Raw genomic sequence first — 22,614 nt, forward strand, 5'->3', positions numbered from 1 at the left:
GTGGTATTTAGTTAATAGTAAATTTTTATTATATGCTTTTGTTGTTTAAAGGCTTATCTTTTCAAATACTCCTCTAAAATCTGAAGGCAATACCATTCTTGTCGTGGCAAATGGAAAGGCCCTTTATATAAATTTCCTTTGGCGGTTTGTGCAATGGTTCCGTCACGGTGTAAGTAACCATACCATTCGCCATTTTGTGTATCATGAAATTTTTCATACGCATACTCGTGAACCATTTTGTGCCATTGAGCATATTTTTCATTACCGGTCATAGTGTAAGCCAATAAAGTAGCTATAATCACTTCGTTATGCGGCCACCAGAATTTCATGTCCTGCCAATATTCTTGCACCGGTTTATCGTATACATCTTTGTAATACAATATGCCGCCATGTTCTTTATCCCATCCTCGTTCCCACATATAATCGAGCATTTTGCAACCTAGGGCAATTAGATGAGGATCGTTGTTGCGGTATTTGGCCTCGTGCAAAATAAACCAAGCACCTTCCATAGCATGACCAGGATTTAGTGTACGTCCATCAATATGATCGATGATGCTGCCGTCAGGAGCCACTTGTTCCATTACGCACGCAATGTCATCTTTTACAAAATCGCGTTCTATTTCAGCAATCCATTGACTAATCCATTCATCGCAGCGCGGATCGCCAATCGTTTCTCGCAATTGTTGCGCAGTATTGATCATAATCATAGGAACTCCAATCCCTTTGGATGGTCGGGTTGTAGTATATTTGGGTTGTAACAAACCTGGAGTTGTTGCGTAGGCTATACATTTTCCAAATAAAAAACGAGCTTTTTCAGCAACAGCTTCATCCCCGCTCGCTTTTGCGTAAGCTGCCATGGCAATCACTGCAAAAGTTTCCGAAAAGAAATACCGTCTTTTTCGAATGGGTTGTCCCTCACGAGTGACATGAAAAAACATTTGTCCATCCGTGTCAAAACAATGGTTGTTCAAAAAATCTACCCCACATTTTGCTCCTTCTAACCATTCTTTTTTGGGTTCAACTGTTGCATAAAGGGTGGCCAATAACCAAGAAGCACGACCCTGAATCCAGACTGCCTTATCGTCATCAATCAAACTTCCATCGTGATCACGCATTAGTAAGAACCCGCCAAATTGGGTGTCTATCGAGCGAGGAAACCAAAAAGGGATTGTATCGTGTAATAATTGATTTTGATAAAATTCTTTCAAGTTTTGAAGTTCTGTTTTTGAATAGCTCATTTTTATTATTTAATAATTGTCATTTATTTTTTTGATTGAATTCGCTTATAAAATTTGGATGTACCTAAAGAACATCCAGCGAAAAAGTGGAACAAGGCAATCCTTCTTCATTGATTAAATTGGCATTTGTAAAAGGTTTCCAAGCATATAAAATGGATTGAACAGTTGTTCCTTTCGGCGGGAATATCACCACTTGATTACCAATAATTTTGGCTTCGACTTCTAGGTGTTCTCCAGTTTTAGATACGATTTCAAACCCTTTTAGGGGTTGTTGATCTGAGGTTATCAATTTTTTAACCGAAGAAAAAGAAATCCATAACGCATCGTTTTTTAGCCAAGCTTTTATGGGTTTTGGACCCGAAGCAACCATATTTTTATGATACGTTTGCTTCAAGGCCAATCTAGCCAGTCGGTCGCCAATTTCTTTTTTTTGTGTCGGATGGACATTTTTTTCATCACCATAATCCATACTTATTGCCATGCCAGAATTAGGAATTTTGTTTTCTAACCTACTTTGCATCGCTCTGAATTCTGGCCAAGAAGGACGATTGAGGCTAGAAAGTTGTACATAATAAAAGGGGAAATTTCGCTTCCAAGCTTCTCGCCAACTCGCTACCATAACGGGAAGTAAATGTTCGTACCAATTGGTATTGTGTGCATTGCTTTCGCCTTGGTACCAAAGCACCCCTTTGATAGAAAAGGCCGTAAAGTCCTTTATTCCTGCCTCAAAGTTGTAGCAGGGTTCGTAGGGATGACGCTGTTTGGGATTAGTAGTGTTTTTCAAATTTATATCGGCTCTTTCTCTTACCCAAGGCATCAAAAAATCTGATTTGCGCCAGTTGTATAAAACCTCCACGGCTTTGTCGTCGTGTTCTAGGGTGTAACGAGCTATCCAAGATTCAATAGGCGAGCCACCCACGGCCACTTGTATCAATCCGATAGGAATAGCTTCTTCCTGAATGATTTTTTTCCCAAAATAATAGGCAATAGCCGAAAAGTCTTTCGCAGAAGTCGAGTCGCATACTTTCCAATTTCCAGAAAAATAATTCAGTTGATTGGTCTTGGCCAAGGTTAGGGAGTCCCAAGCGGTTTCATCGGTTTCTTGAATGGGTTGGTAATGAAATATTCGCAGTTGAGTATTCGCTTTGGCTTTTTGAACTTCTGCCTTTCCGTTTTCTGATTTTTCTAGTGGAAAAGCCATATTGGATTGTCCGGAACACAACCAAACATCGCCCAAAAGAATGTTTTTTAAAACGATACTTTTTGTTTTAGTTTTTACTGCTAATTCATACGGCCCTCCGTGCGACATAGCCTGAAATTGAACTTTCCATTTTCCTTTGGCATTGGTGATAACCGTTTGCTTTTGAGTATGAAAAACCACTTCAACGGACTCACCAGCATTGGCTTTTCCATAAATGGCAAGAGGTTGTTGGCGTTGCAACACCATATTGTCGGTAAAAACAGGGGCTAAAGCCAAACCACCAAAGTCGCCACTAATTGCCGAATATACTGTAGTAGCTAAAATGTTCGCGCCTTCTTTGGAAGGATGTAACGCATCTGGGAAAAGGTCAGGACGCTCGTATAATTTTTCATGTAAATCAATTAGGGTCACCTCATTTGCTTTGGCTACAACTTCGATTTGTGATTGGATTTCCCAAAACCAGTCTCGCGTACCCGATTTGAAACGGGGATGTTCGTTAAAAATGGGACTCATCCTGCAGATGAATAGGTTTACTTTTGGATTTTGTTGTTTTAAAGCGGCAATCATCTCGTGATAATTCGCTTGGAAATCTTGTTTATAATTGGGCCAGTTTCTAGAATCGGTATCGTTGAGCCCCAAATGAATAATAGCAATATCAGGACTAAAGGCTAGTGCGGCTTTGTATTCGTTGGTTTTAGCATACGGTCGATGTCCTTTTTGTAAAAGCGTCGCGCCACTGTGACCAAAGTTTTTTACCACATAATTTTTCCCTAATAAAGATTGTAAAACAGCAGGATAAGCCTCGGATGTTGGATTGCCCAAAAGATAACCTGCCGTAACAGAATCGCCTATGCAAGCTACTTTGGTTTGTGCGTAACTCACATCAATTAACCAAAACAGTAACAGGAAAAACAGATAATAAGATTTTTTGATAAAAGACATAGTGTTTTTTTAAAATAATCTACCGAGACGAAAGGTGAATCTCGCCTCAGTAGATTCAGAAAACCAAAATTCAACTTAACCACTCTTAACAAATGCGATTTATTTATGCTTCACAATAATCATTGACTTGTGGTTTTAAAAAGCAAAGTTGAACTAGCAAAGCCAAAACGACGATGCCTGCCATCATTGCAAAACCAAAACCCAGCGTTCCATTGTCGGCATACTTTCCTAAAACAGAAGTTACCATAGCACCACAGCCTACGCCAGTCATATTCAAAATTCCGTAAGCAGTCGCTCGATATTTTGAAGATACAAACTGACAAAGAATAGGCATATTGTTAGCATCAAACATACCATAACCCACGCCAAAACACAGTCCAGCGCTTACAATATGCACGATGGAATGCCCAAAACCTATGAGTAATAAGGCAGGAATGGTCAAACTCAATCCAATGGCACTGGTATAAATTCTTCCTTTTACATTTTTGAGCACCCATCTATCCGAAAGAACACCACCAAAAAGAACGCCGAGTAATGAGGAAATCGAGATGGTAATGGTCGCCAGAGGTCCCGCTTGCTCCATCGGAATGCCTAAATTTCCTGAAAATAAAGTAGGTAACCAGTTTTTGGTAGCCCAACCAGGAAGACTAATCGTAGCAAAAAAGAAGAGAATAATCCAAAAGGAAAGATTCGTAAACAATAGCGCTACACCTTTTAAAACCGCTATTTTTTCTGTTGGAGAGTCGTTGGTTATTTTAGTATTCGTAGCCGTTTTCTTTTCAGCAAGAAAAAAGACCAAAACGAAAGCATAAATGATTCCGATTAATCCAAAATAATGAAAAGTACTGTGCCAAGAATACGCTCCAGCAATTGTTGCACCAAAACCACCCAAAGCGGAGCCTACATAAAGCCCTGTCATATGAATTCCGATGGCTAAGGATCTGGATTTTTGTTGATGATAATCGGCAATGAGGGATAACCCAGCCGGAATGTACAAGGCTTCGCTTACGCCCATTAAGGCCCTGAGCCAGTACACTTGTCCGTAACTTGTAGCGTAGCCCATAGCATAAGTAACCACAGACCAAACAAACAAACTGCCTACGATTAACCATTTTCGGTTCATTTTATCGGCAATAAGGCCAGAAACCGGACTCATCAATGCGTAAATCCAAAGAAAAATGGCCATCAACCTTCCGAAATTTTCTCCTGAAACCAGCTCAGGGATGTCCTGTTCCATGGATGGACGCATGGTGGCTAGCATCTGCCTGTCCATGTAATTGAGCAAGGCCACAAACCAAAGTAGGGCGACCACTATCCAAGGATAATATTTTGAGTTTTTCATGATTTTTTTGTACTTTATAAATGGAGTAGTAGTTAATAGTCAGCGTTATTTCTTTATTTTTCCTATCATAATATTTGGAGTTCGAATGCCGGGTTTTATTTCGCCATTAGAGAGCACTAGGGCATCATCCCACAAACATGCAGTAGTGGTCACCGGAGTCAGGAAGGGCAATTCGCCTATTTTTTCCCAAGAATCTGTTACTGTGTCGTAGGCTAGAATTCCTCTATAAAAACCTTGATGGTGGGTAACGAGTTCGTTTTTTTTGCCTATTAGGATCTCTTTTTCTTTTGGTGAATTCGTTTGTGCGATTTGTGATAAATACGTTTCTATTTTATGAAAAACGACTCCGTTGTCTCCTCCCAAAAGTAAAATTTTACTTTTCCCTATGCGAAGGGCTGTACCTGCTGATAAGTTCATTAAGGATTTTTCATCTGAAATAGTAGCGATTTCTTTCCATTGTTGTTGTTTGAAATTGTATGAAAAAGTAGTACTATGTAAGTCGCTAATTCCTGAAACTGTTTTGGTTCTTCCGCCAAAAACAAAAAGACATGGTCCTTCTTTTGTCTCTTGAACTACCGCTGTAGCATGGGCTAATGCCAAAGGAAGATCAGCTAGTTTTTTCCATTCCAATTGTTCTAGATTCAGATTTAAACTATAAAAATCTTTCGAGGAGTGTTGTGTTTCATCCCCACCTACGGCATAGACCACTTTTTCGTAATTGCTTAACGCGATATTTGTTAATGGCTTGGGGAGATCAGGAAGGTGATGGAGGCTTATTTCATTTTTTGCTTTGGTCCATTTTAAAAGATAGGCTTTTTGAGACAGACCCTTTTTATTTTCTCCGCCTGCATAAACCACACCCAAATCTGTAGAAGTTACACCACAATAGGCTATAGGTTCTGGTAAATACGAATCAACTTCGGTATTCCAAACATAATTGTCGCCTTTTTTTTCTAGAAGATGTATCGTGTTATGGTATTTTTTTTGTCCTCCTTCCCAAGGCATTTTATCCGGAAAATTTGCCCCACCTGCCACGATCAATGCATTTTGGTGTACACCATTTATGGCGCCTGCAAAGCCTAGTGTGGGTTTTCCATCGTGAGTTTGCATGACGGCGGCTAGTTCCCATTCTATTTCAGTGTGTTCTTTTGTTTGAGCAAAAAGAGAGCTGCTATTTGGCATAAGAGTGATGATTAGAGTGAAAGAAAACAGTTGTTTTCTTATCGTTTTCATTGTAAATCGATGCATTAATTCGATTTAAAACTTTTGAAATCTAAGCTTTGAACGTCTTTTTGAAAGGCTTCAAATTGGGAGGCGTTCATGTTTTTTACGGGTAATCTGAAATCACCCAAATCCAAACCAGCCACTTTCATATATGCTTTTCCAACTGAAATTCCACCATATTTTCCTAGTAATCGAATCATATTGATGGACTTTTGCTGCAACTGCCGAGCTTTTGGTAAGTTGTTGCTTTCGAAGGACGCTATTAAATCATAGTATAAAGGAGCGGCATAATTAAAAGTACTTCCTACCGCTCCTTTGGCACCTAATACCAAAGCGGATAACATATTTTCGTCACGTCCCCAAAGCATATCATACTTGCCATCTTTATAACTCATACAGCTTTGAAAGTCCATGAAATCCTCATGAGTGTATTTTATTCCTGCAAAATTGTCGAGTTGACCATCTAAAGCTTGTATCAAATCAAACATCGGGAAGTTAACGCCTGTTAGTACTGGAATATGATAGTAATACAAGGGCATATTTGGCACACTTTCTCCTACCATAATACAAGCTTGTGCTAGCATCTCTACATTGGCTGGTTTGAAATAAAAGGGAGCTGTCAACGAAACGGCATAAAGTCCTATTTCATAAGCGTGCTTGGCCAAATCAATACAATCGTTTATACAAGTTCCTCCAAGGAAAACCATGACTTTGAAATCTTCATCGTGATTAGAACAATCGGCCCAAGCTTGTGCCATAGCTTTTTTTTCTTCAAGGGTTAACGAAACCCCTTCTCCTGTAGATCCGTTGATAAAAGCACCGGTTACTTTATTGCGTTTTAAAAAGGAATAATATTCGGGTATGCGACTACAATCCAATTGCCCATTCGAGTCAAAAGGAGTGAATGGTGCAGCTATAAGTCCTTGTAAATGTGTTGTTTTCATTGTTTTTATAATCTTAAGGTTGGAATGTAAAAGACCAAGCCGAACTATATTCATAGTCGACTCAGTCATTTTTCAGTAAAAAAAAGGTTTTAGCGGCCCTTAATTTTGTTTAATTTTTGGATTGTAGTTGATGGTATTCTGAGAAATTGGGAATAAAATGGTTTTCCCTACCATTGATGGCACTAAAGATGTTTTGTTAAAACGTACTAAATCCCACCATGCTTTGCCTTCAAAGGCTAATTCTTTCAAACGCTCATTTAATATGGCATCGTCGTTGGCGGCTTGAGTACCATTAGTGAACGAAGCTGTTGCATCTGCTCTTTGCATCACTAAATTCATCTCGGTTGTTGGATCTTGACCCAAAGCGTTTTTGATTTCGGCCTTCATCAAGAGAATATCTGCCCATCTGTAGATGATGATATCACTAGTAAATCTTCTTAAAGATCCGTCTACCGTACCGTTGTATTTCATTAAACCTGTCACCACATCGGCGGTATTGGCCGTGTTTCTCAAAGTCAAGAAAGTAGCGTCTTTACGAGTATCTGTAGCAGAGAAATTAAAACGAGAAGCATCTGGCTGAACTCTTGAAATTCCCGCATTACCAGCTCCTGAGCCTAAAGTTCCGAATAACGCTGTAGCGGCTGAAGCAGTAGCTCCAGAAAAATCGGCTGGCCCAACATACATAAATGAGTTCCAGTTGTCTTGTAAATTAGAAGTTACATCGGTCAAAGAATAACGAATGGCAAATAATACTTCAGCATTTCCTTTATTAGCGTAACTAAATACATCTTTAAAATTAGGCAATAAAGATAGGGGAGTGATAGCATTTATTGCGGTAAGCGCCACATTCAAATCAGCGGTTCCACCTCCTAATTGTTTTGCAGTCCATAGAAAAACATCGGCTTTTAAAGCATTCGCGGCTGATTTTGATAATTGTACTTTGTTGTTGGTGTCATCAGGAAAATTGCTCAACGCCAATTCTAAATCCGATTTGATAAAAGCAAAGGTTTCTTGAATCGTGTTTCTAGGAATGATGTACTCATTTTGATTGGTGTTTTCTGTTGGAGTGGTTACAATAGGTACTCCGCCCCAAGAACGTGCCATGATGAAATAAGCCATAGCTCTCATAGTGTAAGCCTGAGCCAAATAACGTTTTTGTTCTTTTGCAGTTGCGGGACTAAACGTGATCGTTGGTACATATTTCAGAATCAAATTGGCTTGTTGCACCACAGTGTACAATCCGCTCCAATCCACATCAATATTCTGAGCGTTGAGGTTGTTGTTGTAATAATTGGCAAGATTTAAAGGCGATTGCACACCACCTTTAATCTCAGCACTTCTAGCGCCTCCCAACAAATAATAGTTTTGTTGGGTTTGGGTTCTAAAACTGTAGTATAAACCATTCACAGCAGCTTTGGCATCGTCTTCGGTTTTCCAGAAGGCATCCGAGGTGATACTGCTTTCGGATTGTAGGTCTAAATCATCGGCACAAGACCCTAAAAGAGTGAGTCCTGCAACTAAAAATATATATAGGATATGTTTATTTTTCATGGTATTGATTTTTAAATTACAGACTAATGTTGATTCCAAAAATGATATTTCTTGGAACAGGATACGTACCTGTTGCACCTGCCGAATTGAGTCCTTGACTTGATCCACCATCAATGCCTTGAACTTCTGGGCTTAATCCGCTATAGTTGGTAAAATAGTACAAGTTGCTTCCTGTAACATAGACTCTAGCTGAAGAAAGTTTGATTTTTTCAACAAACGATTTTGGAACCGTGTAGCCAAGCGTAATTTCTCTTAAACACAAGAAGTCGCCACTTTCATAATAACGGCTGTTACCTTGAAACATGTTGGTGTTGTAAGCGGCTCCACTAGCTTCAGAACGGAAGAGGTTATTTTGATTGGTTTGATCCGCCCAACGGTAACGAGGAACATCCGTGATGTCGCCTTCTTTTTGCCAAGACTGTAAACTTTCGGCGATTAAACCGTAGTTTCCTTGAAACTGACCTACAAAACGGGCTCTTGATTCGTTATAGATCGTGGCTCCCAATGAGTAATCTGTTCTTACGGCTAATGAAAATCCTTTGTAACTGACATCAAAATTGAAACCTCCCACATATTTCGGAAACATATTCCCCATAAATTTACGGTCTTTGCTATCAATGGTCTTATTACCATCAGCATCTTCGAAGATGGCATCTCCAGGTAATTTTATACCATTAGGATTTCCTCCGGTTGCTGAGGTTTTTCCAACGTAAGTGTCTTTGTAGATGGCATTATACGCATCAGCTTCGGCTTGTGTAGACAAAATTTTGATTTGTTTATGGGCATAAAAATCGCCAATCTTTTGACCTTCTTGTAATCCTCCAACAAATTTATATTTACCTGTTGCTGCATCCCAAACTTCAGTTCCACCAATTCGGTTATTCAAGTTGCCATTAAATGGAAGTTTTTCAACGGTATTTACGTTGTGAGAGATAATGAAACCAGCATTGATTTTAAGATCTTCGTTGTTATAAATCGCCGCGTTTATTTCCATTTCGAATCCTTTACTTCTTAAAGCACCTAAATTGGTCAAAACGGTAGAGAATCCACTGTTAGAAGGCAAGGTCAAATTGGTCAACAAATCGGTAGTGAGTTTATTGTAGAAATCTCCAATCACACGGATTTTGTCTTGGTGAATACCCAAATCAAAACCGATATTGTTGGTTTTTGATTGTTCCCATTTCAAGCCTGGATTAGCAATTTGTGAGTTCACAATGGCAGATTGTCCGTTGTAATTATTCGCTAAACCGTTGGTAGAACCTGAATACAATCCACCAGCTTGAAAATCACCAAGGGTTCCAAGATTACCATTTACTCCATAACTGGCTCTCATTTTTAAGGAAGAAACCACTTTAGGTACATGTTGCCAAAATCCTTCTTCGTGTGCATTCCATCCTACTGAAACTCCTGGGAAAAATCCAAATTTATTGTCTGGGCCTAAACTTGAAGCACCATCATAACGGAAGGAACCGGTAAACAAATATTTGCCTTTGTAATCGTAATTCAATCGTCCAAAAACGCCATTAATGACAAGTTTGCTATTGTTTGCAAAAACGGATACTGGAATAGGAGAAGAATCTAAGGTTTCGGTTACATCTGATGCACCGCCTTTTCCAGCCGCATTGAATGCTTTGATCACTCGGTTATAATTAGAACCTCCTAGTTTGGCCTCAAAATTACCAATGGCTTCTAGCTCTTTTTTATAGGTAAAAACACCTTCAAATTGGGTTTGAAAATAACGGTTGTTAAATTGAGAAGCATTTCTTGTATTGTCTAAAACTCCGGTACCACTCAAGAATGCTTGTTGGAACACGTTGCCCGCATTGTTTTCGCTGTACAAGGACATCGAAGGAACAAAATTCAAATCTTTAGTAATGCCCAAATCAGCATCTACGGCAAGTTGTAATTTTTCGTTTTCGTTGATTCCTTTTACTTTGCCCATTTGGTACAAAGGATTTCCGTTGATGTTGTTTTGACCAGGAGCTAAAGATCCGTCTTCTAATAAAAATTTAGTGGTAGGTGCATTGCCTAAGTAACGGTTAAACACCACACTATTGCTCACTACTTGATTATTATTGGATCTAGCATAGAGCATTTTTCCATTCACTGTAAAGTTGTCTGCCAGTTTAAATGAAGCGTTCATTTTGGAAGTAAAACGCTCATAGCCTGTAAAAATCGTAACACCATCTCCTTTTAAATAGCCTAAACTTAAATCGAATAAGGCTTGGTCGTTTCCACCACTAAAATTCAAATTGTGGTTTTGTGTAATGGCATTTTGAAACAAAACATCGTTCCAATTTGTGCTTTTATACATAATGATATTGGCACTGTTCAAAGGATCTACCATTTCTTGCCATCCTTTGGCTTGCAATGTAGCAATGGCATCTGGAGTTAAACTCGATTTGAGTAAACTAGCAAACGGAGTTCCTGATGTTAAGTTATTGCCTGTTCCATAAGGAGTAGCGCCAGCCAATTGATTATCTCTTGCATTGGGACGTGTCCCTCCGAAGATATCTGCTGCATTTTTTACACCTAACCTTGACAATCTGATAAAATCCTCGCCTCCAAGAAAATCATATTTTTTAGCCACTTGGCTAAATTGAGTGGAATACCCATATGAAATTTTTGTTTTTCCAGGTTTTCCATTAGCTGTAGTTATGATGATAACCCCATTAGATCCTCTTGCTCCATAAATAGAAGTAGAAGCCGCATCTTTTAATACTTGTAAAGAAGCAATATCGGCAGGGTTAATGTCGTCAATTTGCAAACGAATGACACCATCAACAATATATAACGGAGTGGCTCCCGCAGGATTGTCGATCGAAGTTCCGCCACGAACCAAAATGTTAGAAGCTTTACCAGGTTGTCCAGATGCAGTACGAACAATAACCCCACTTACGTTTCCTTGCAAGGCCTGAGTCACGTTGGAATACGGAACGTTTTCCAATACTTTTTTGTCTAATTTCGATACGGAAGTAGTTACGGCTCTACGGTTTTGAGAACCATATCCTACTACGATTACCTCGTTCATTTGTTGGCCAATTTCTTTTAATACGATTAAAAGGTCTTTGTCACCATCAATTTTTACTACTTGATCTTGAAGTCCAATGTAAGTGGCTAACAATTCGGTAGCATTATCAGGAACTGAAAGCACAAAAGAGCCGTCAAAATCAGTTTGTATCGAGATTTTTGTCCCTTTCACTAGAATATTTACGCCAGGTAGTGGCTCCCCTTTTTCGTTTACTACCTTTCCTTTGATCTTTTTTTCAACTTCAAGAGTTTTGGGCATAGCTTTCATTTCATTTTTAGGGACTAATGAAATAACATTGCCTTGAATAATCCATTTTACGGGAGCATTCATAAAAATTTTCTGCAAAACATTTTCAATGGTTGCGTTTTTTACTTCCAAAGAAACGGGGTCGATTTTGTTTAAAATGGCAACATCATAAAAGAAAACATAATTGGTTTGTTCTTTAATAACGTTCAATACTTTTTTAGCAGGTACCTTTTTACCTGAGAAGGTAATGGTTTGAGAAGAAACAGCTGCTGAAACATGAAGGGTAAAAGCAATTATCAAAACAGTTGATAACTTCATAACTTTCCAGAATTTAGGTGTAAGCCAAGAATTTCTTGACTTGCATTTTGGTAATAATTTCATACTTTTGTAATGAATTTGGTTAATAATAAAATTTCCTTGCTTGGTTATTGATTTGTTTTTCCAATTTTAATTTTCTTTTCCAGAAGAAAAATAAGCCAGCAATGCTTCCAACATGTGCTGGTTTTTTTTGGATCACAAATGAATGTTTTTTAGGGCAATACCCTTATTGTCTTTCCTTCTATTTTAAAATGAATGTTATTGGTTTCTAAAATTTTTAATACTTCATCTAAATTTAATTCGCGACTGATTTCGCCATCAAAATTGCGCGGTACCACTCCTTTTTCAAAAACAATGGCTACATCATACCATCGGCTGAGTTGTTGCATCACATTTTCAAGGCTAGTATTGCTGAAATAAAATAGACCTTTTCTCCACGCCATTACTTCGTCAAAGTTTTCAATATTTTTTACACTTAGTGCACCAGAAATTGTTTGCACGGCTTGTTGACCGGGATGCAAAAGCGATTTCTCGTTGCGGTTTCGCACTTCTACACTTCCCTCCAAAAGTGTGGTTTTGGTACTTTTCTCCTCAGGATAGCTGTTGATGTTAAAATGCGTTCCTAGTACTTTTACTTCGTTTGCATTTGCGGTAACGATAAAAGGATGATTTTTATCTTTTGCCACTTCAAAATACGCCTCTCCTGTGATGCTAACTCTTCTTTCGTTTTGAACAAAAGTGGTCGGGAATGTGATGGAAGATGAAGCGTTAAGCCAAACCTTGGTCCCGTCTGAAAGCACCAATTGATATTGTCTTCCTCTTGGAGTCACCATACTGTTTTGGGCAGCGGTGTTGGTGTTTCCACCAGAGTAAACTAATGTTCCATCTTTTTTGGATACTACGGTACTGTTTTGATTCGCCAAAACGCCGTTGGCCACACTATCGAGTACAATTTGTGAACCATCCGCCAAGGTGAGTATTGCGCCTGAAGTACCAGGGGTGATTTTGTTTTTCTCAACCGCAACTACAGTGGGAAGGGTTGTTTTTTGGTTGTAGTTGTAATAGCCTATTCCTAAAAGCAAGAGTATGCTGGCAGCGGCTAAGATTTTTTTCCAATGTACATTAAGGGATATGGTTTCTTCCTCGTCTTGTTCCGATTTTGGATGCATTTTTTCTTTTAACGCTTCAATAAACACTGTGGTAGCATCGGCATCAGCTGTTCCTTCTTGAATTTGATCATAATTGTTTCGAAGGATACCATCAAGATCTTTGGCGTATTGCGGATCGTCTATCATTTGAAGTAAACGCGCTTTACCTTCAGCAGTAATTTCTCCTGAAACATACTGTTGCATTAACGTTTTAAATTCTTTTTTTTGATACATAGATTTATGATTTTAGCCCGCATATACCCCTTCTATAATTAAAGACGAGTTGTGGTAGCGAAAGTGGCAATGGAAAAGTGAAAAAAAATAAAAATAATTCGTAAAAGCTTGTTTATAAACGAATTATTTTGTGAAAAAAAATAGTGAAAGTGTAAAAATAATCCAAAAACACCATCCATATTGACTGTTCATGTGTGTTCTCAAAAAATTGAGTGCTTCGAGCAAATGCCATCTAATAGTTCTCTTGGCAAGACCCAATTCTTTGCTAATATAGTCGGTGTCTTTGCCTTCCAATCGACTCAAAATGAAGATGGTTTTGCGAGGATCCGTCAATAAATTTGCTCCTTCAAGAATGATAGTGTTGAGTTCTTCAAGTTCGTATTGTTCATCGGGTTTAAGGAATAATTCTTGTAGTTTTTCCTCTTTTAAAGAAGCCGTTTCTATCAGTTTTTTTCGAATATGAGAAATGATCAGATTCCGACTTACAATGAAAAGATAATTATCAAAACTTTGAATCTGTTCTAGTTTTTCTCTTTTTTCCCAAATCTGAATAAATACATCTTGTGCCAATTCCTCAGCAACAGGATAAGCTTTGACAAAACTTAAAGCATGTAAAACTACTTTTTTCCAATATTTTCCCACCATTTGTGTATAGGCCCATTCGTTGCCATTGGCAATTTGTGAAAGAATCAAAGCTTCAGTAGTAGACGCTATGGATGAATTCATAAAATGGTTAAAATAGTGTTAAGGAACTGCAAACATAGAGAATTATACTCTGCTTTTATTTCTTTTTAATAAAAAAAGTATGCTCAAACAAAAGAAGTCTATTTTTTTGTTTTATGGTGTAAATTAAATAAAAGATTGAATATAAAACAGTTTATTTTTTGATTTACTGTTTTTTGTGTAAAACAAATAAGGTGTTTTTAAGTAGAAAAAAACTTATTCAGCAACAGCTTTGTCATACTTCATTTTTCTCAAAATTCGTAGTGCTTCTTTAAAAGAGAGATACACTTGCGGGAAGGGTTTGAGCAAAGGTTTGGCATCAATCAATTTTTGCTTGGCCTCTTCAAATCCGTTGAGGTAGCAAATCATGAGGGTTGAAGGCAGGTTTTCAAGATCTTTTTGTTCTCTATCGTGTAGCGTTTGTCCTTTTTGGAGTTTGTGTAACAAAGTGTTATTGGCATTGTAAATATGATACAACATTTTAGTGTTGAATTCTGGAGGTTCAAACAGAAATTTCCGATCTATTTTGTAATAACCATTGTCATGAAAATGGATGGTTTGTTGTTCCAAAGGATAAAAACTGGTCTTGTCATTCAGTCCCAGCGGTACATATTCAATGATGGTAAAACTATCCTCGTCAAAAGTGATTTCGACCACATCTTGAGCGGAATAAAAGAGTTTGATTTGTTCGTTAATTAGCTCGATGTCGACTCGAGACAAATAGGTTTTTCCTTTGTAATGCTTGCCAATGCCAGCCCAACACATCACAAATAATTCCTTGAAGACTTTGTATTTGGGAGCCATGTCTTTGTGACGAAAATTCATGAAATCAAAAACGCCATCTAAAGTATATCCAATGCTGTTGCGCGAATTGTTTTCGATGCCAATCACCGTTTCGGTATTTTGATAATTTCGTTCTATTTCACCTGCAACCGGTAGCGTATTACTGCCACTTCGAATAAAAATACTTTGTGTCAAAATGGTATGAATGCCTTTTTTGAAAAAGGAAGTTTTCGGATTGGGTTTTATGGTCACTAGTCCCACAACTTTGTCTTTGGGCAATTGTGGAAAGGGCACATTCTCGTATTGAATTTGTGGAGGGTTTTCCAGAAAAGCATTCACTAAATTCTGAATCCGACTGTCGTCAAAAAAATCATCGCCAACAATGGCATTATCTTGATCTTCAACGCCAACGACTATATATGAATTGTTAGTAGGATTGGAATTGGACAGTGCGCAAATATGCTTCAAGAATTTAGCTTTCCCTTCTCGAGAATGTAAATTCAACTGACGCTTTTTATCATAAAAACTACTCTCATCGTTATGAGCCAATAAATTTTTGATAAGCAAGCGTTTGTTAATCATGTCCTAAGTATTTGTACTAGAAGTTTTAAAAGTACGCTTTTTCAATTGGAAACAAAAGAAAACCAAAAAGCTAGTTACGCTTTTTTAAAAAAAAAGTATAACTAGCTTAGCCATTTTTATTAAGTCGGATTACGCTCTTTTTACAATAGTTGGCGAAGCCTGAGCCGTTGGATACACAATCAAGTCTGCAATATTGACGTGATAAGGTCGTGTCACTACAAAGTGAATAATATCCGCAATATCTTCCGGTCGCAAAGGCGTTAATCCTTTGTAAACGTTGGCGGCGCGTTCACTATCACCTTTAAAACGTACTTCGCTAAACTCCGTTTCTACCATTCCGGGATGAATTCCCCCAACACGAATTCCGTAAGGATTCAAATCCATTCGCATGCTTTGGTTCAAAGCATCTACCGCATATTTCGAAGCGCAATACACATTGCCATTCGGGTACACTTCCTTTCCAGCAATCGACCCAATGTTGATGATATGTCCAGATTCTTTGGCAATCATTTTTGGAATAATCGCTTTAGAAACATACAGCAATCCTTTGACATTGATATCTATCATAGCGTCCCAATCGTCCATATCCCCATTTTGGATGGAGTCAAGACCATGGGCGTTTCCAGCGTTATTTACCAAAATATCAATATTTGAAAACCCTTCGGGCAAAGAGGCTATACTTTCGAAGACCGCTTTTTTATCGCGAACATCAAAACACAAGGTATTAACAGCAGTAAAAGCGCTCAATTCTTTTTCCAAGGCTTCCAGTCGGTCTTTTCTTCGGCCGCAAAGCACGATTTTAAAATTATTTTGAGCTAGTAATGTTGCGGTTGCTTTTCCGATACCGCTTGTAGCACCTGTGATTAAGGCAGTTTTTATCATAAAATGTAATTTGATAAGAGTATAAGAATTTTCAGGAACAGTAACAATGGGATTTATCAGGAGGCAAAGTCCCGCTATCCGCTATATCTTTTTTTATAAAGCTGACAGGTTTTTAACACCTGTCAGCTTTATAAAAAAAGGATGCCGCTCCTATCGGGGTTAAAAGCAAACAAATTGCCTTTTTGGCATCATTTATAGGACCACTAAGTTACCAATGTCATTAAGTTAAGAGATTTTAGATTGAAGATTAACGATTCTTGACCCGAGCGTTAGCGAACTGGCGAAGCATTTTAGATTTTTGAGCAAGTGAGTAAAAAACAAATGATTTTCAGTATCTTAAACATCAGCAATCAAATATCGTTAATCAAAAATCGTTAATCAAAAATCAGCAATCATTTTATCATTTAATCCTTAACTTAATGACATTGACTACGCTACTTCGTGTCCCATACTTTCGGTCCAAATCGCAAACCAATCTTCGTTATCTAAAACCAATTGAGAGGCTTTGAGTAAGTTTTGAATACGAGCTATATTAACCGTTCCAGCAATGGGTATGATTTGAGCCGGATGTTTTAAAATCCAAGCCAAAAGTATCGAATCGGCTCCAATTTCATATTTAGAAACTAATGATGCCAATAATTTTCTCAAACGAAACGTTTGCATATTATCCTGACGAAACACACTTCCTAGCGGATTCCAACTCAAAGGACGAATCTGGTGCAGTTGCATATAATCCAAACTTCCATCCACCATCGGTTGAAATTCAGTAGCCGAAAATTGAATTTGGTTAAAAGATACCGCAGTTTTTTGTCGAATTAATTCGGTTTGTGAACTCGTAAAATTCGATACCCCAAAGTCAATAATTTTCCCTTGGCTTTTTAATTTTTCAACTGCTTCAGCAATTTCATCTGCTTGCATCAACGGGCTGGGTCTATGCAACAAAAAAACATCAAGATAATCCGTTTTAAGATTTTTCAAAGAAGCATCAACCGATTTGAGGATGTATTCTTTTGAGTAATTATAGTGTTTTACTATAGTATTTCGTTTTTCGGATACCAGCTGAATTCCGCATTTTGAAATCAACTGTACTTGTTCTCTATTAATTTTTGAATTGAATAACGCTTTTCCAAATTGCGTTTCAGTAGTATAACTTCCATAGATATCCGCATGGTCAAAAGTAGAAATCTTATTTTCAAAACAAATATGGATCAGGTTTTCCATTTCTTTTGTCTTGAGATTTTTGTCCCAAACGCCCCAATTCATGGCGCCGGCAATAATGGGTGATAATGTTGATGTAGTCATGCTTAAATTTTGATTATTTTGAATTTAACCTAGGTTTAAAAGTTAATTCTTCAAAGTTCTTAAAAATTAATAGATAGTGTCATAATTCTTACTTAAAATAGTGATTCATCTTGTTTTTTTAACCTATTTTTAACACTAAACCTCTAAAAAAAAATTCAATTTGCACCATCAAAATTAGCTTCAAATAACAATAGGTATAAAACTATAACGATGGAACAAAATACAACGACTTTAGACATTAGAGCAATCAATGAGAAAATAGAAAGGGAGAGTGCTTTTATCGATTTGCTTACCATGGAAATGAACAAAGTTATTGTGGGACAAAAACATATGGTAGAGCGATTGCTAATTGGGCTTTTAGGTCAAGGACACATTCTGTTAGAAGGAGTACCTGGTTTAGCCAAAACATTAGCGATTAATACTTTGTCTCAAGCGGTTCAAGGTTCTTTTAGCAGAATACAATTTACCCCAGATTTATTGCCTGCCGATGTTGTTGGAACAATGATTTATAACATCAAGCAAAATGAATTCTCAATCAAAAAAGGACCCATTTTTGCCAATTTCGTCCTTGCCGATGAGATAAACCGTGCGCCTGCAAAAGTACAATCGGCTTTGCTAGAAGCGATGCAGGAAAAGCAAGTAACCATTGGTGATACTACTTTCAAATTAGACAAACCCTTTTTGGTATTAGCCACACAAAACCCAATTGAGCAAGAAGGAACCTACCAGTTGCCAGAAGCTCAAGTGGACCGTTTTATGCTTAAAACAGTAATTGACTATCCTAAAATGGAAGACGAACGTTATGTAATTCGTCAAAATTTAAAAGGAAGCTACGAAAAAGTAAATCCAGTAGTCTCTGTCGAACAAATTTTACGTGCTCAAGAAGCAGTTCGTGAAGTATACATGGACGAAAAAATAGAAAAATATATCTTGGATATCATTTTTGCAACGCGTTACCCTGAGAAATACAAATTGGCTGATCTAAAACCGTTAATTAGTTTTGGAGCTTCCCCTCGTGGAAGTATCAATTTGGCCAATGCTGCTAAATGTTATGCTTTTATCAAACGTCGTGGCTACGTAATTCCAGAAGATGTTCGCGCTGTGGTTCACGATGTATTGCGTCACCGTATTGGGGTGACTTACGAAGCCGAAGCTGAAAACGTAACTTCAGTAGATATCATCAACAAAATCGTAAACGAAATCGAAGTGCCCTAAAAAGTGAAAAGTAAAAAGTGAAAAGTAATTAGCCTTGGTTACTATTCACTATTCACTAATCACTAATCACTTAATAAATGGATACAAAAGAGCTTTTAAAAAAAGTACGAAAAATAGAAATCAAAACCAGACGATTGAGCGATCATATCTTTTCTGGTGAGTATCATACCTCTTTCAAAGGCCGTGGAATGACGTTTAGCGAAGTGCGTCAATACCAATATGGTGACGATATTCGCGCTATCGATTGGAATGTAACTGCCCGTTATAACGAAGCCCACGTAAAAGTTTTTGAAGAAGAGCGCGAATTGACGATGATGTTAATGGTCGATATTTCGGGTTCTGAAAATTTTGGCTCTACAAGTCAGTTCAAAAAAGAAATTGTCATTGAAATTGCCGCTACTATGGCTTTTTCGGCCACTCAAAACAATGACAAAATAGGTTTGATTTTGTTTTCTGACGAAATAGAATTGTACATTCCACCCAAAAAAGGACGTTCTCACGTCTTGCGTCTGATACGTGAACTAATCGAATTTGAGCCTAAAAGCCATAAAACGGATATTGGTCAAGCCTTGAAATTTCTGTCAAGCACTCAAAAAAAGAAAGCGATTGTGTTTATGATTTCTGATTTTATGTGTGAGAATTACGAGCAAACCTTGAAGATTGCTTCCAAAAAGCACGATATTACTGGTATACGAGTGTACGATATTCGCGAAGAAAAAATGCCCAATTTAGGAATGGTGACGATGCTTGATGCCGAAACAGGACGAACTCAATTAATCAATACAGGTTCAAAAACAGTTCGAATGAATTATGAAAAGCACTATCAAGATAAAGTGAATTATTTTAAGGAAACCTTTCGTAAGTCAGGCTCAGGAGTTGTGAACACCAGAGTCGATGAAAGTTACGTGACTAAACTATTGAGTTATTTTAAATCTCGTTAAACTAACCCTGTCAGAGTTTAAAACTCTGACAGGGTTAAAGTTAAAAACAAATGAAAATTAAACTTTACCTATTATTTATAGCGCTATCGACTTCCCTTTTTGCTCAGCAAAAACAAGTGCTCACGTCTATAGACACCACCAAAAATAAAATTGGCGCGGAGTTTAAACTAACTCTAAAGACTACGGTAAAAACTACTTCAAAGGTTGCTTTTCCTAACCTAAAAAATATTGGACCATTAGAAGTAATCGAATCCTATCCAATTGATACGGTTAAAAAAAATGACCAAATTGAGTTAATCAAAAAGTATGGTTTAACTCAGTTTGATTCTGGAAGATATACCATTCCTTCGGTTAAAATTTTAATCGATAAAAAACCTTTTTTCTCGGATTCTATTAAAGTGGAAGTCGCTAATGTTGCTGTTGATACATTGAAACAAAAAATGTACGACATCAAAGGCATCATTAAAGCGCAAGATTCTTGGGGCAATTGGTGGTTGTATCTTTTGATAGCTCTTGTTATCGTTGGGGCAGTAGCCTATTGGCACTTCAAAATTCGTAAAAAAACAGTGGCACCAGAAGTTGTCGTTTACAAAACGCCTATCGAAAAAGCCACGAGTTTATTGAATACTTTAGAGCAAAAAGAGCTTTGGCAAAAAGGTGATGTAAAAGCATATTATAGCGAATTGACGGATATTGCTAGAAATTATATTGAAGAAGCCATAGCCATTCCAGCGATGGAAAGTACCTCAGCGGAATTAGTTGCGGGACTTAAAGCGGCTTCTCAGAAAAAGAAAATGAAGTTATCTCAAGAAACGATTGAGAATTTAGAACGTGTATTGAAACAAGCCGATTTGGTGAAATTTGCGAAATCAAAACCTCTAGATTTTGAAATCACTGAAGATAGAAATAAAATTCAAAAAGCGATTTTAACCTTAGATAATGCAATTCCTGTAGTAGTTGAATCCGAGGAAGAAGATGTGTTGAACGAAGCTCAAAAACAAAAACAACTTCAGCTACAATTAGAAAAAGAACGAAAAGCGAAAATCAGAACTTATGTTGGAGTTGGTGTAGGAATCGTAATTGGAGTATTCTTGTTTTTTGTGGTAACCAAAGGATTTATGTACACGGTACATTCTATTATCGGACATCAAACCAAAGAATTACTTGAAGGAGAATGGGTGAAAAGTCAATACGGAAATCCAGGTGTAATCATTGAAACTCCAGAAGTCTTGACGCGTGTTGATTTGAAAAAAGCGTTACCAAAAGAAGGTTTGGCATTAATTAAAGATATGCAATCTTTTGGCTATGGAAGCTTTTTAGGAGATTTCTATTTGATGGTGTCCACTTATAGTTTCAAACAAGAAAATGCCCTTGATTTATCAAAAGCCCTCGAAGGTTCTATCAAAATGATGGAGCTGCAAGGCGCTCAAAATATGCTCGTTAAACAAGAGGATTTTGAAACTCCCGAGGGACTTAAAGGAATCAAAGGATACGGAACATTCTCCAAAGTTGACGATAAATCCAATAGCAGTACTAAATTGTATTATGAGATTTTATTGTTTAGTCAAAATGGCGGATTGCAGCAAATTATGATTTTGCACGAAGAAGGAGATGAGTACGCCACAAAAATAGCAGAACGTATATTGAATTCTGTTGAATTAAAACTAGCAAGAAACTAATGGAAAAGATAACGTTTTTAAATCCAGAATTTTTTTGGTTGTTCTTGTTACTGCCAGTGGTGATTGCTTGGTTGTTCTGGAAAAGAAATCATCAAGTGGCTGCGCTTAAAATGAGTTCAACAGCAGGTTTTCAAGGAAAAAAATCATTTTGGGTACAGTTGAAACCTTACTTAAGCGTGTTTAGAATTTTGGCATTAGCGTTGTTGATTGTGGCAATGGCAAGACCAAGAACAGTCGATGTGAGCAATAGAACGAAAACCACCAAAGGAATTGATATCGTGATGGCGATTGACGTTTCTGGAAGTATGTTGGCCAAAGATTTAAAGCCTAACCGAATGGAAGCCCTAAAACGTGTGGCAGCCAGTTTTGTTGACGAAAGACCCAATGACCGTATTGGATTGGTAGTGTATGCTGCCGAATCGTATACTAAAACTCCTGTGACTAGTGATAAAGCGATTGTTCAAGAAGCCATCAAAAGCATAAAATACGACAACGTTTTGCAAGACGGAACTGGAATTGGCATGGGATTGGCGACAGCCGTAAACCGTTTGAAAGACAGCAAAGCTAAAAGTAAAGTCATTATTCTCTTGACGGATGGTGTAAACAATGCTGGTTTTATTGAACCAGAAACCGCTTCAGATATTGCCAGACAATACGGAATCAAAGTCTACACTATCGGAATTGGAACAAACGGAATGGCTATGTTTCCTTATGCAATCGCACCGAACGGAGGCTTTTTGTTCCAAATGATGAAAGTAGAAATCGACGAGCAATTAATGAAAAACATTGCCCGAAAAACCGATGGTAAATATTTTAGAGCAACAAGCAACGACAAACTAGCACAGATTTATAACGAAATCAACAAACTCGAAACTACAGAAATAGAAGAATTAAAATTCTATGATTACGACGAAAAGTTTAGATTTTTTGTGTTGCTAGCAGGACTATTGTTACTAATTGAAGTTGGTTTGAGAAATACAGTGTACAGAAGTTTTATTTAAAGTTAAAACAAAGAAAATAATAAATATCAGTTTGCAATTTAACTTGTGAACTTAGTGAAAACTTAGTGCCCTTAGTGGTTAAATACA

The 22,614-nt window shown here is 37.6% G+C and carries 16 protein-coding genes; 4 read left to right on the plus strand and 12 right to left on the minus strand.

Annotated features, from left to right (window positions below):
- Positions 1-53 precede the first annotated feature (53 nt).
- The 12 genes from AO58_RS0115105 to AO58_RS0115160 all read right to left on the minus strand — a co-directional run bounded on the left by AO58_RS0115105 (position 54) and on the right by AO58_RS0115160 (position 17,691).
- Positions 54-1,238, minus strand: a complete 1,185-nt coding sequence (locus AO58_RS0115105; protein ID WP_024982497.1) for an AGE family epimerase/isomerase — start codon at positions 1,236-1,238, stop codon at positions 54-56.
- A gap of 64 nt (positions 1,239-1,302) precedes the next feature.
- Entirely contained in the window at positions 1,303-3,381 is a 2,079-nt protein-coding gene (locus AO58_RS0115110; protein ID WP_051536734.1) for a GDSL-type esterase/lipase family protein, read from the minus strand.
- A gap of 103 nt (positions 3,382-3,484) precedes the next feature.
- Positions 3,485-4,723, minus strand: a complete 1,239-nt coding sequence (locus AO58_RS0115115; RefSeq protein WP_024982499.1) for an MFS transporter — start codon at positions 4,721-4,723, stop codon at positions 3,485-3,487.
- Positions 4,724-4,768: 45 nt separating this feature from the next.
- Positions 4,769-5,905: an FBX42 beta-propeller domain-containing protein gene (locus AO58_RS0115120; RefSeq protein ID WP_211516854.1), complete on the minus strand. Its 1,137-nt coding sequence runs from the start codon at positions 5,903-5,905 to the stop codon at positions 4,769-4,771.
- A 65-nt stretch (positions 5,906-5,970) separates the two neighbouring features.
- Positions 5,971-6,891, minus strand: a complete 921-nt coding sequence (locus AO58_RS0115125) for a dihydrodipicolinate synthase family protein (RefSeq protein WP_024982501.1) — start codon at positions 6,889-6,891, stop codon at positions 5,971-5,973.
- Between the two features lie 99 nt (positions 6,892-6,990).
- Complete coding sequence (locus AO58_RS17370; protein WP_035717914.1) at positions 6,991-8,442, minus strand: RagB/SusD family nutrient uptake outer membrane protein; 1,452 nt, start codon at positions 8,440-8,442, stop codon at positions 6,991-6,993.
- 16 nt (positions 8,443-8,458) lie between these two features.
- Positions 8,459-12,037 (minus strand): TonB-dependent receptor, encoded by a 3,579-nt coding sequence (locus AO58_RS0115135; protein ID WP_162150408.1) that lies wholly within the window; start codon positions 12,035-12,037, stop codon positions 8,459-8,461.
- 212 nt (positions 12,038-12,249) lie between these two features.
- Entirely contained in the window at positions 12,250-13,419 is a 1,170-nt protein-coding gene (locus AO58_RS0115140) for a FecR family protein (protein ID WP_024982503.1), read from the minus strand.
- Positions 13,420-13,542: 123 nt separating this feature from the next.
- Entirely contained in the window at positions 13,543-14,145 is a 603-nt protein-coding gene (locus AO58_RS0115145) for a sigma-70 family RNA polymerase sigma factor (RefSeq protein ID WP_024982504.1), read from the minus strand.
- A 213-nt stretch (positions 14,146-14,358) separates the two neighbouring features.
- Entirely contained in the window at positions 14,359-15,507 is a 1,149-nt protein-coding gene (locus AO58_RS0115150) for an ATP-binding protein (RefSeq protein WP_024982505.1), read from the minus strand.
- Between the two features lie 129 nt (positions 15,508-15,636).
- On the minus strand, positions 15,637-16,389 hold the full coding sequence (locus AO58_RS0115155) for an SDR family NAD(P)-dependent oxidoreductase (RefSeq protein WP_024982506.1): 753 nt from the start codon (positions 16,387-16,389) through the stop codon (positions 15,637-15,639).
- Positions 16,390-16,818: 429 nt separating this feature from the next.
- A complete protein-coding gene (locus AO58_RS0115160; RefSeq protein WP_024982507.1) occupies positions 16,819-17,691 on the minus strand; it encodes an aldo/keto reductase in 873 nt (290 codons plus the stop codon).
- Between the two features lie 210 nt (positions 17,692-17,901).
- On the opposite strand from AO58_RS0115160, the gene AO58_RS0115165 reads away from it, so the two are divergent.
- The 4 genes from AO58_RS0115165 (at position 17,902) to AO58_RS0115180 (ending at position 22,527) form a co-directional block, all read left to right on the plus strand.
- On the plus strand, positions 17,902-18,906 hold the full coding sequence (locus AO58_RS0115165; RefSeq protein WP_024982508.1) for an AAA family ATPase: 1,005 nt from the start codon (positions 17,902-17,904) through the stop codon (positions 18,904-18,906).
- A 77-nt stretch (positions 18,907-18,983) separates the two neighbouring features.
- The gene (locus AO58_RS0115170; protein WP_024982509.1) at positions 18,984-19,847 is read left to right on the plus strand and encodes a DUF58 domain-containing protein; all 864 of its coding nucleotides are present in this window, start codon (positions 18,984-18,986) and stop codon (positions 19,845-19,847) included.
- A 50-nt stretch (positions 19,848-19,897) separates the two neighbouring features.
- Complete coding sequence (locus tag AO58_RS0115175) at positions 19,898-21,526, plus strand: hypothetical protein (protein ID WP_024982510.1); 1,629 nt, start codon at positions 19,898-19,900, stop codon at positions 21,524-21,526.
- Positions 21,526-22,527, plus strand: coding sequence for a vWA domain-containing protein (locus AO58_RS0115180; protein ID WP_024982511.1), 1,002 nt, complete (start codon positions 21,526-21,528; stop codon positions 22,525-22,527). The genes AO58_RS0115175 and AO58_RS0115180 overlap by 1 nt, the downstream gene beginning before the upstream one ends.
- Positions 22,528-22,614: the final 87 nt, after the last annotated feature.

The sequence above is a fragment of the Flavobacterium succinicans LMG 10402 genome, from assembly GCF_000611675.1.
GTDB classification, from domain to species: domain Bacteria; phylum Bacteroidota; class Bacteroidia; order Flavobacteriales; family Flavobacteriaceae; genus Flavobacterium; species Flavobacterium succinicans.

What these genes read in the sequence shown, in the direction of transcription:
- AO58_RS0115105 (WP_024982497.1), bottom strand. Translation starts at nt 1,238, where the DNA reads ATGAGCTATTCAAAAACAGAACTTCAAAACTTGAAAGAATTTTATCAA.
- AO58_RS0115110 (WP_051536734.1), bottom strand. Translation starts at nt 3,381, where the DNA reads ATGTCTTTTATCAAAAAATCTTATTATCTGTTTTTCCTGTTACTGTTT.
- AO58_RS0115115 (WP_024982499.1), bottom strand. Translation starts at nt 4,723, where the DNA reads ATGAAAAACTCAAAATATTATCCTTGGATAGTGGTCGCCCTACTTTGG.
- AO58_RS0115120 (WP_211516854.1), bottom strand. Translation starts at nt 5,905, where the DNA reads ATGCCAAATAGCAGCTCTCTTTTTGCTCAAACAAAAGAACACACTGAA.
- AO58_RS0115125 (WP_024982501.1), bottom strand. Translation starts at nt 6,891, where the DNA reads ATGAAAACAACACATTTACAAGGACTTATAGCTGCACCATTCACTCCT.
- AO58_RS17370 (WP_035717914.1), bottom strand. Translation starts at nt 8,442, where the DNA reads ATGAAAAATAAACATATCCTATATATATTTTTAGTTGCAGGACTCACT.
- AO58_RS0115135 (WP_162150408.1), bottom strand. Translation starts at nt 12,037, where the DNA reads ATGAAGTTATCAACTGTTTTGATAATTGCTTTTACCCTTCATGTTTCA.
- AO58_RS0115140 (WP_024982503.1), bottom strand. Translation starts at nt 13,419, where the DNA reads ATGTATCAAAAAAAAGAATTTAAAACGTTAATGCAACAGTATGTTTCA.
- AO58_RS0115145 (WP_024982504.1), bottom strand. Translation starts at nt 14,145, where the DNA reads ATGAATTCATCCATAGCGTCTACTACTGAAGCTTTGATTCTTTCACAA.
- AO58_RS0115150 (WP_024982505.1), bottom strand. Translation starts at nt 15,507, where the DNA reads ATGATTAACAAACGCTTGCTTATCAAAAATTTATTGGCTCATAACGAT.
- AO58_RS0115155 (WP_024982506.1), bottom strand. Translation starts at nt 16,389, where the DNA reads ATGATAAAAACTGCCTTAATCACAGGTGCTACAAGCGGTATCGGAAAA.
- AO58_RS0115160 (WP_024982507.1), bottom strand. Translation starts at nt 17,691, where the DNA reads ATGACTACATCAACATTATCACCCATTATTGCCGGCGCCATGAATTGG.
- AO58_RS0115165 (WP_024982508.1), top strand. Translation starts at nt 17,902, where the DNA reads ATGGAACAAAATACAACGACTTTAGACATTAGAGCAATCAATGAGAAA.
- AO58_RS0115170 (WP_024982509.1), top strand. Translation starts at nt 18,984, where the DNA reads ATGGATACAAAAGAGCTTTTAAAAAAAGTACGAAAAATAGAAATCAAA.
- AO58_RS0115175 (WP_024982510.1), top strand. Translation starts at nt 19,898, where the DNA reads ATGAAAATTAAACTTTACCTATTATTTATAGCGCTATCGACTTCCCTT.
- AO58_RS0115180 (WP_024982511.1), top strand. Translation starts at nt 21,526, where the DNA reads ATGGAAAAGATAACGTTTTTAAATCCAGAATTTTTTTGGTTGTTCTTG.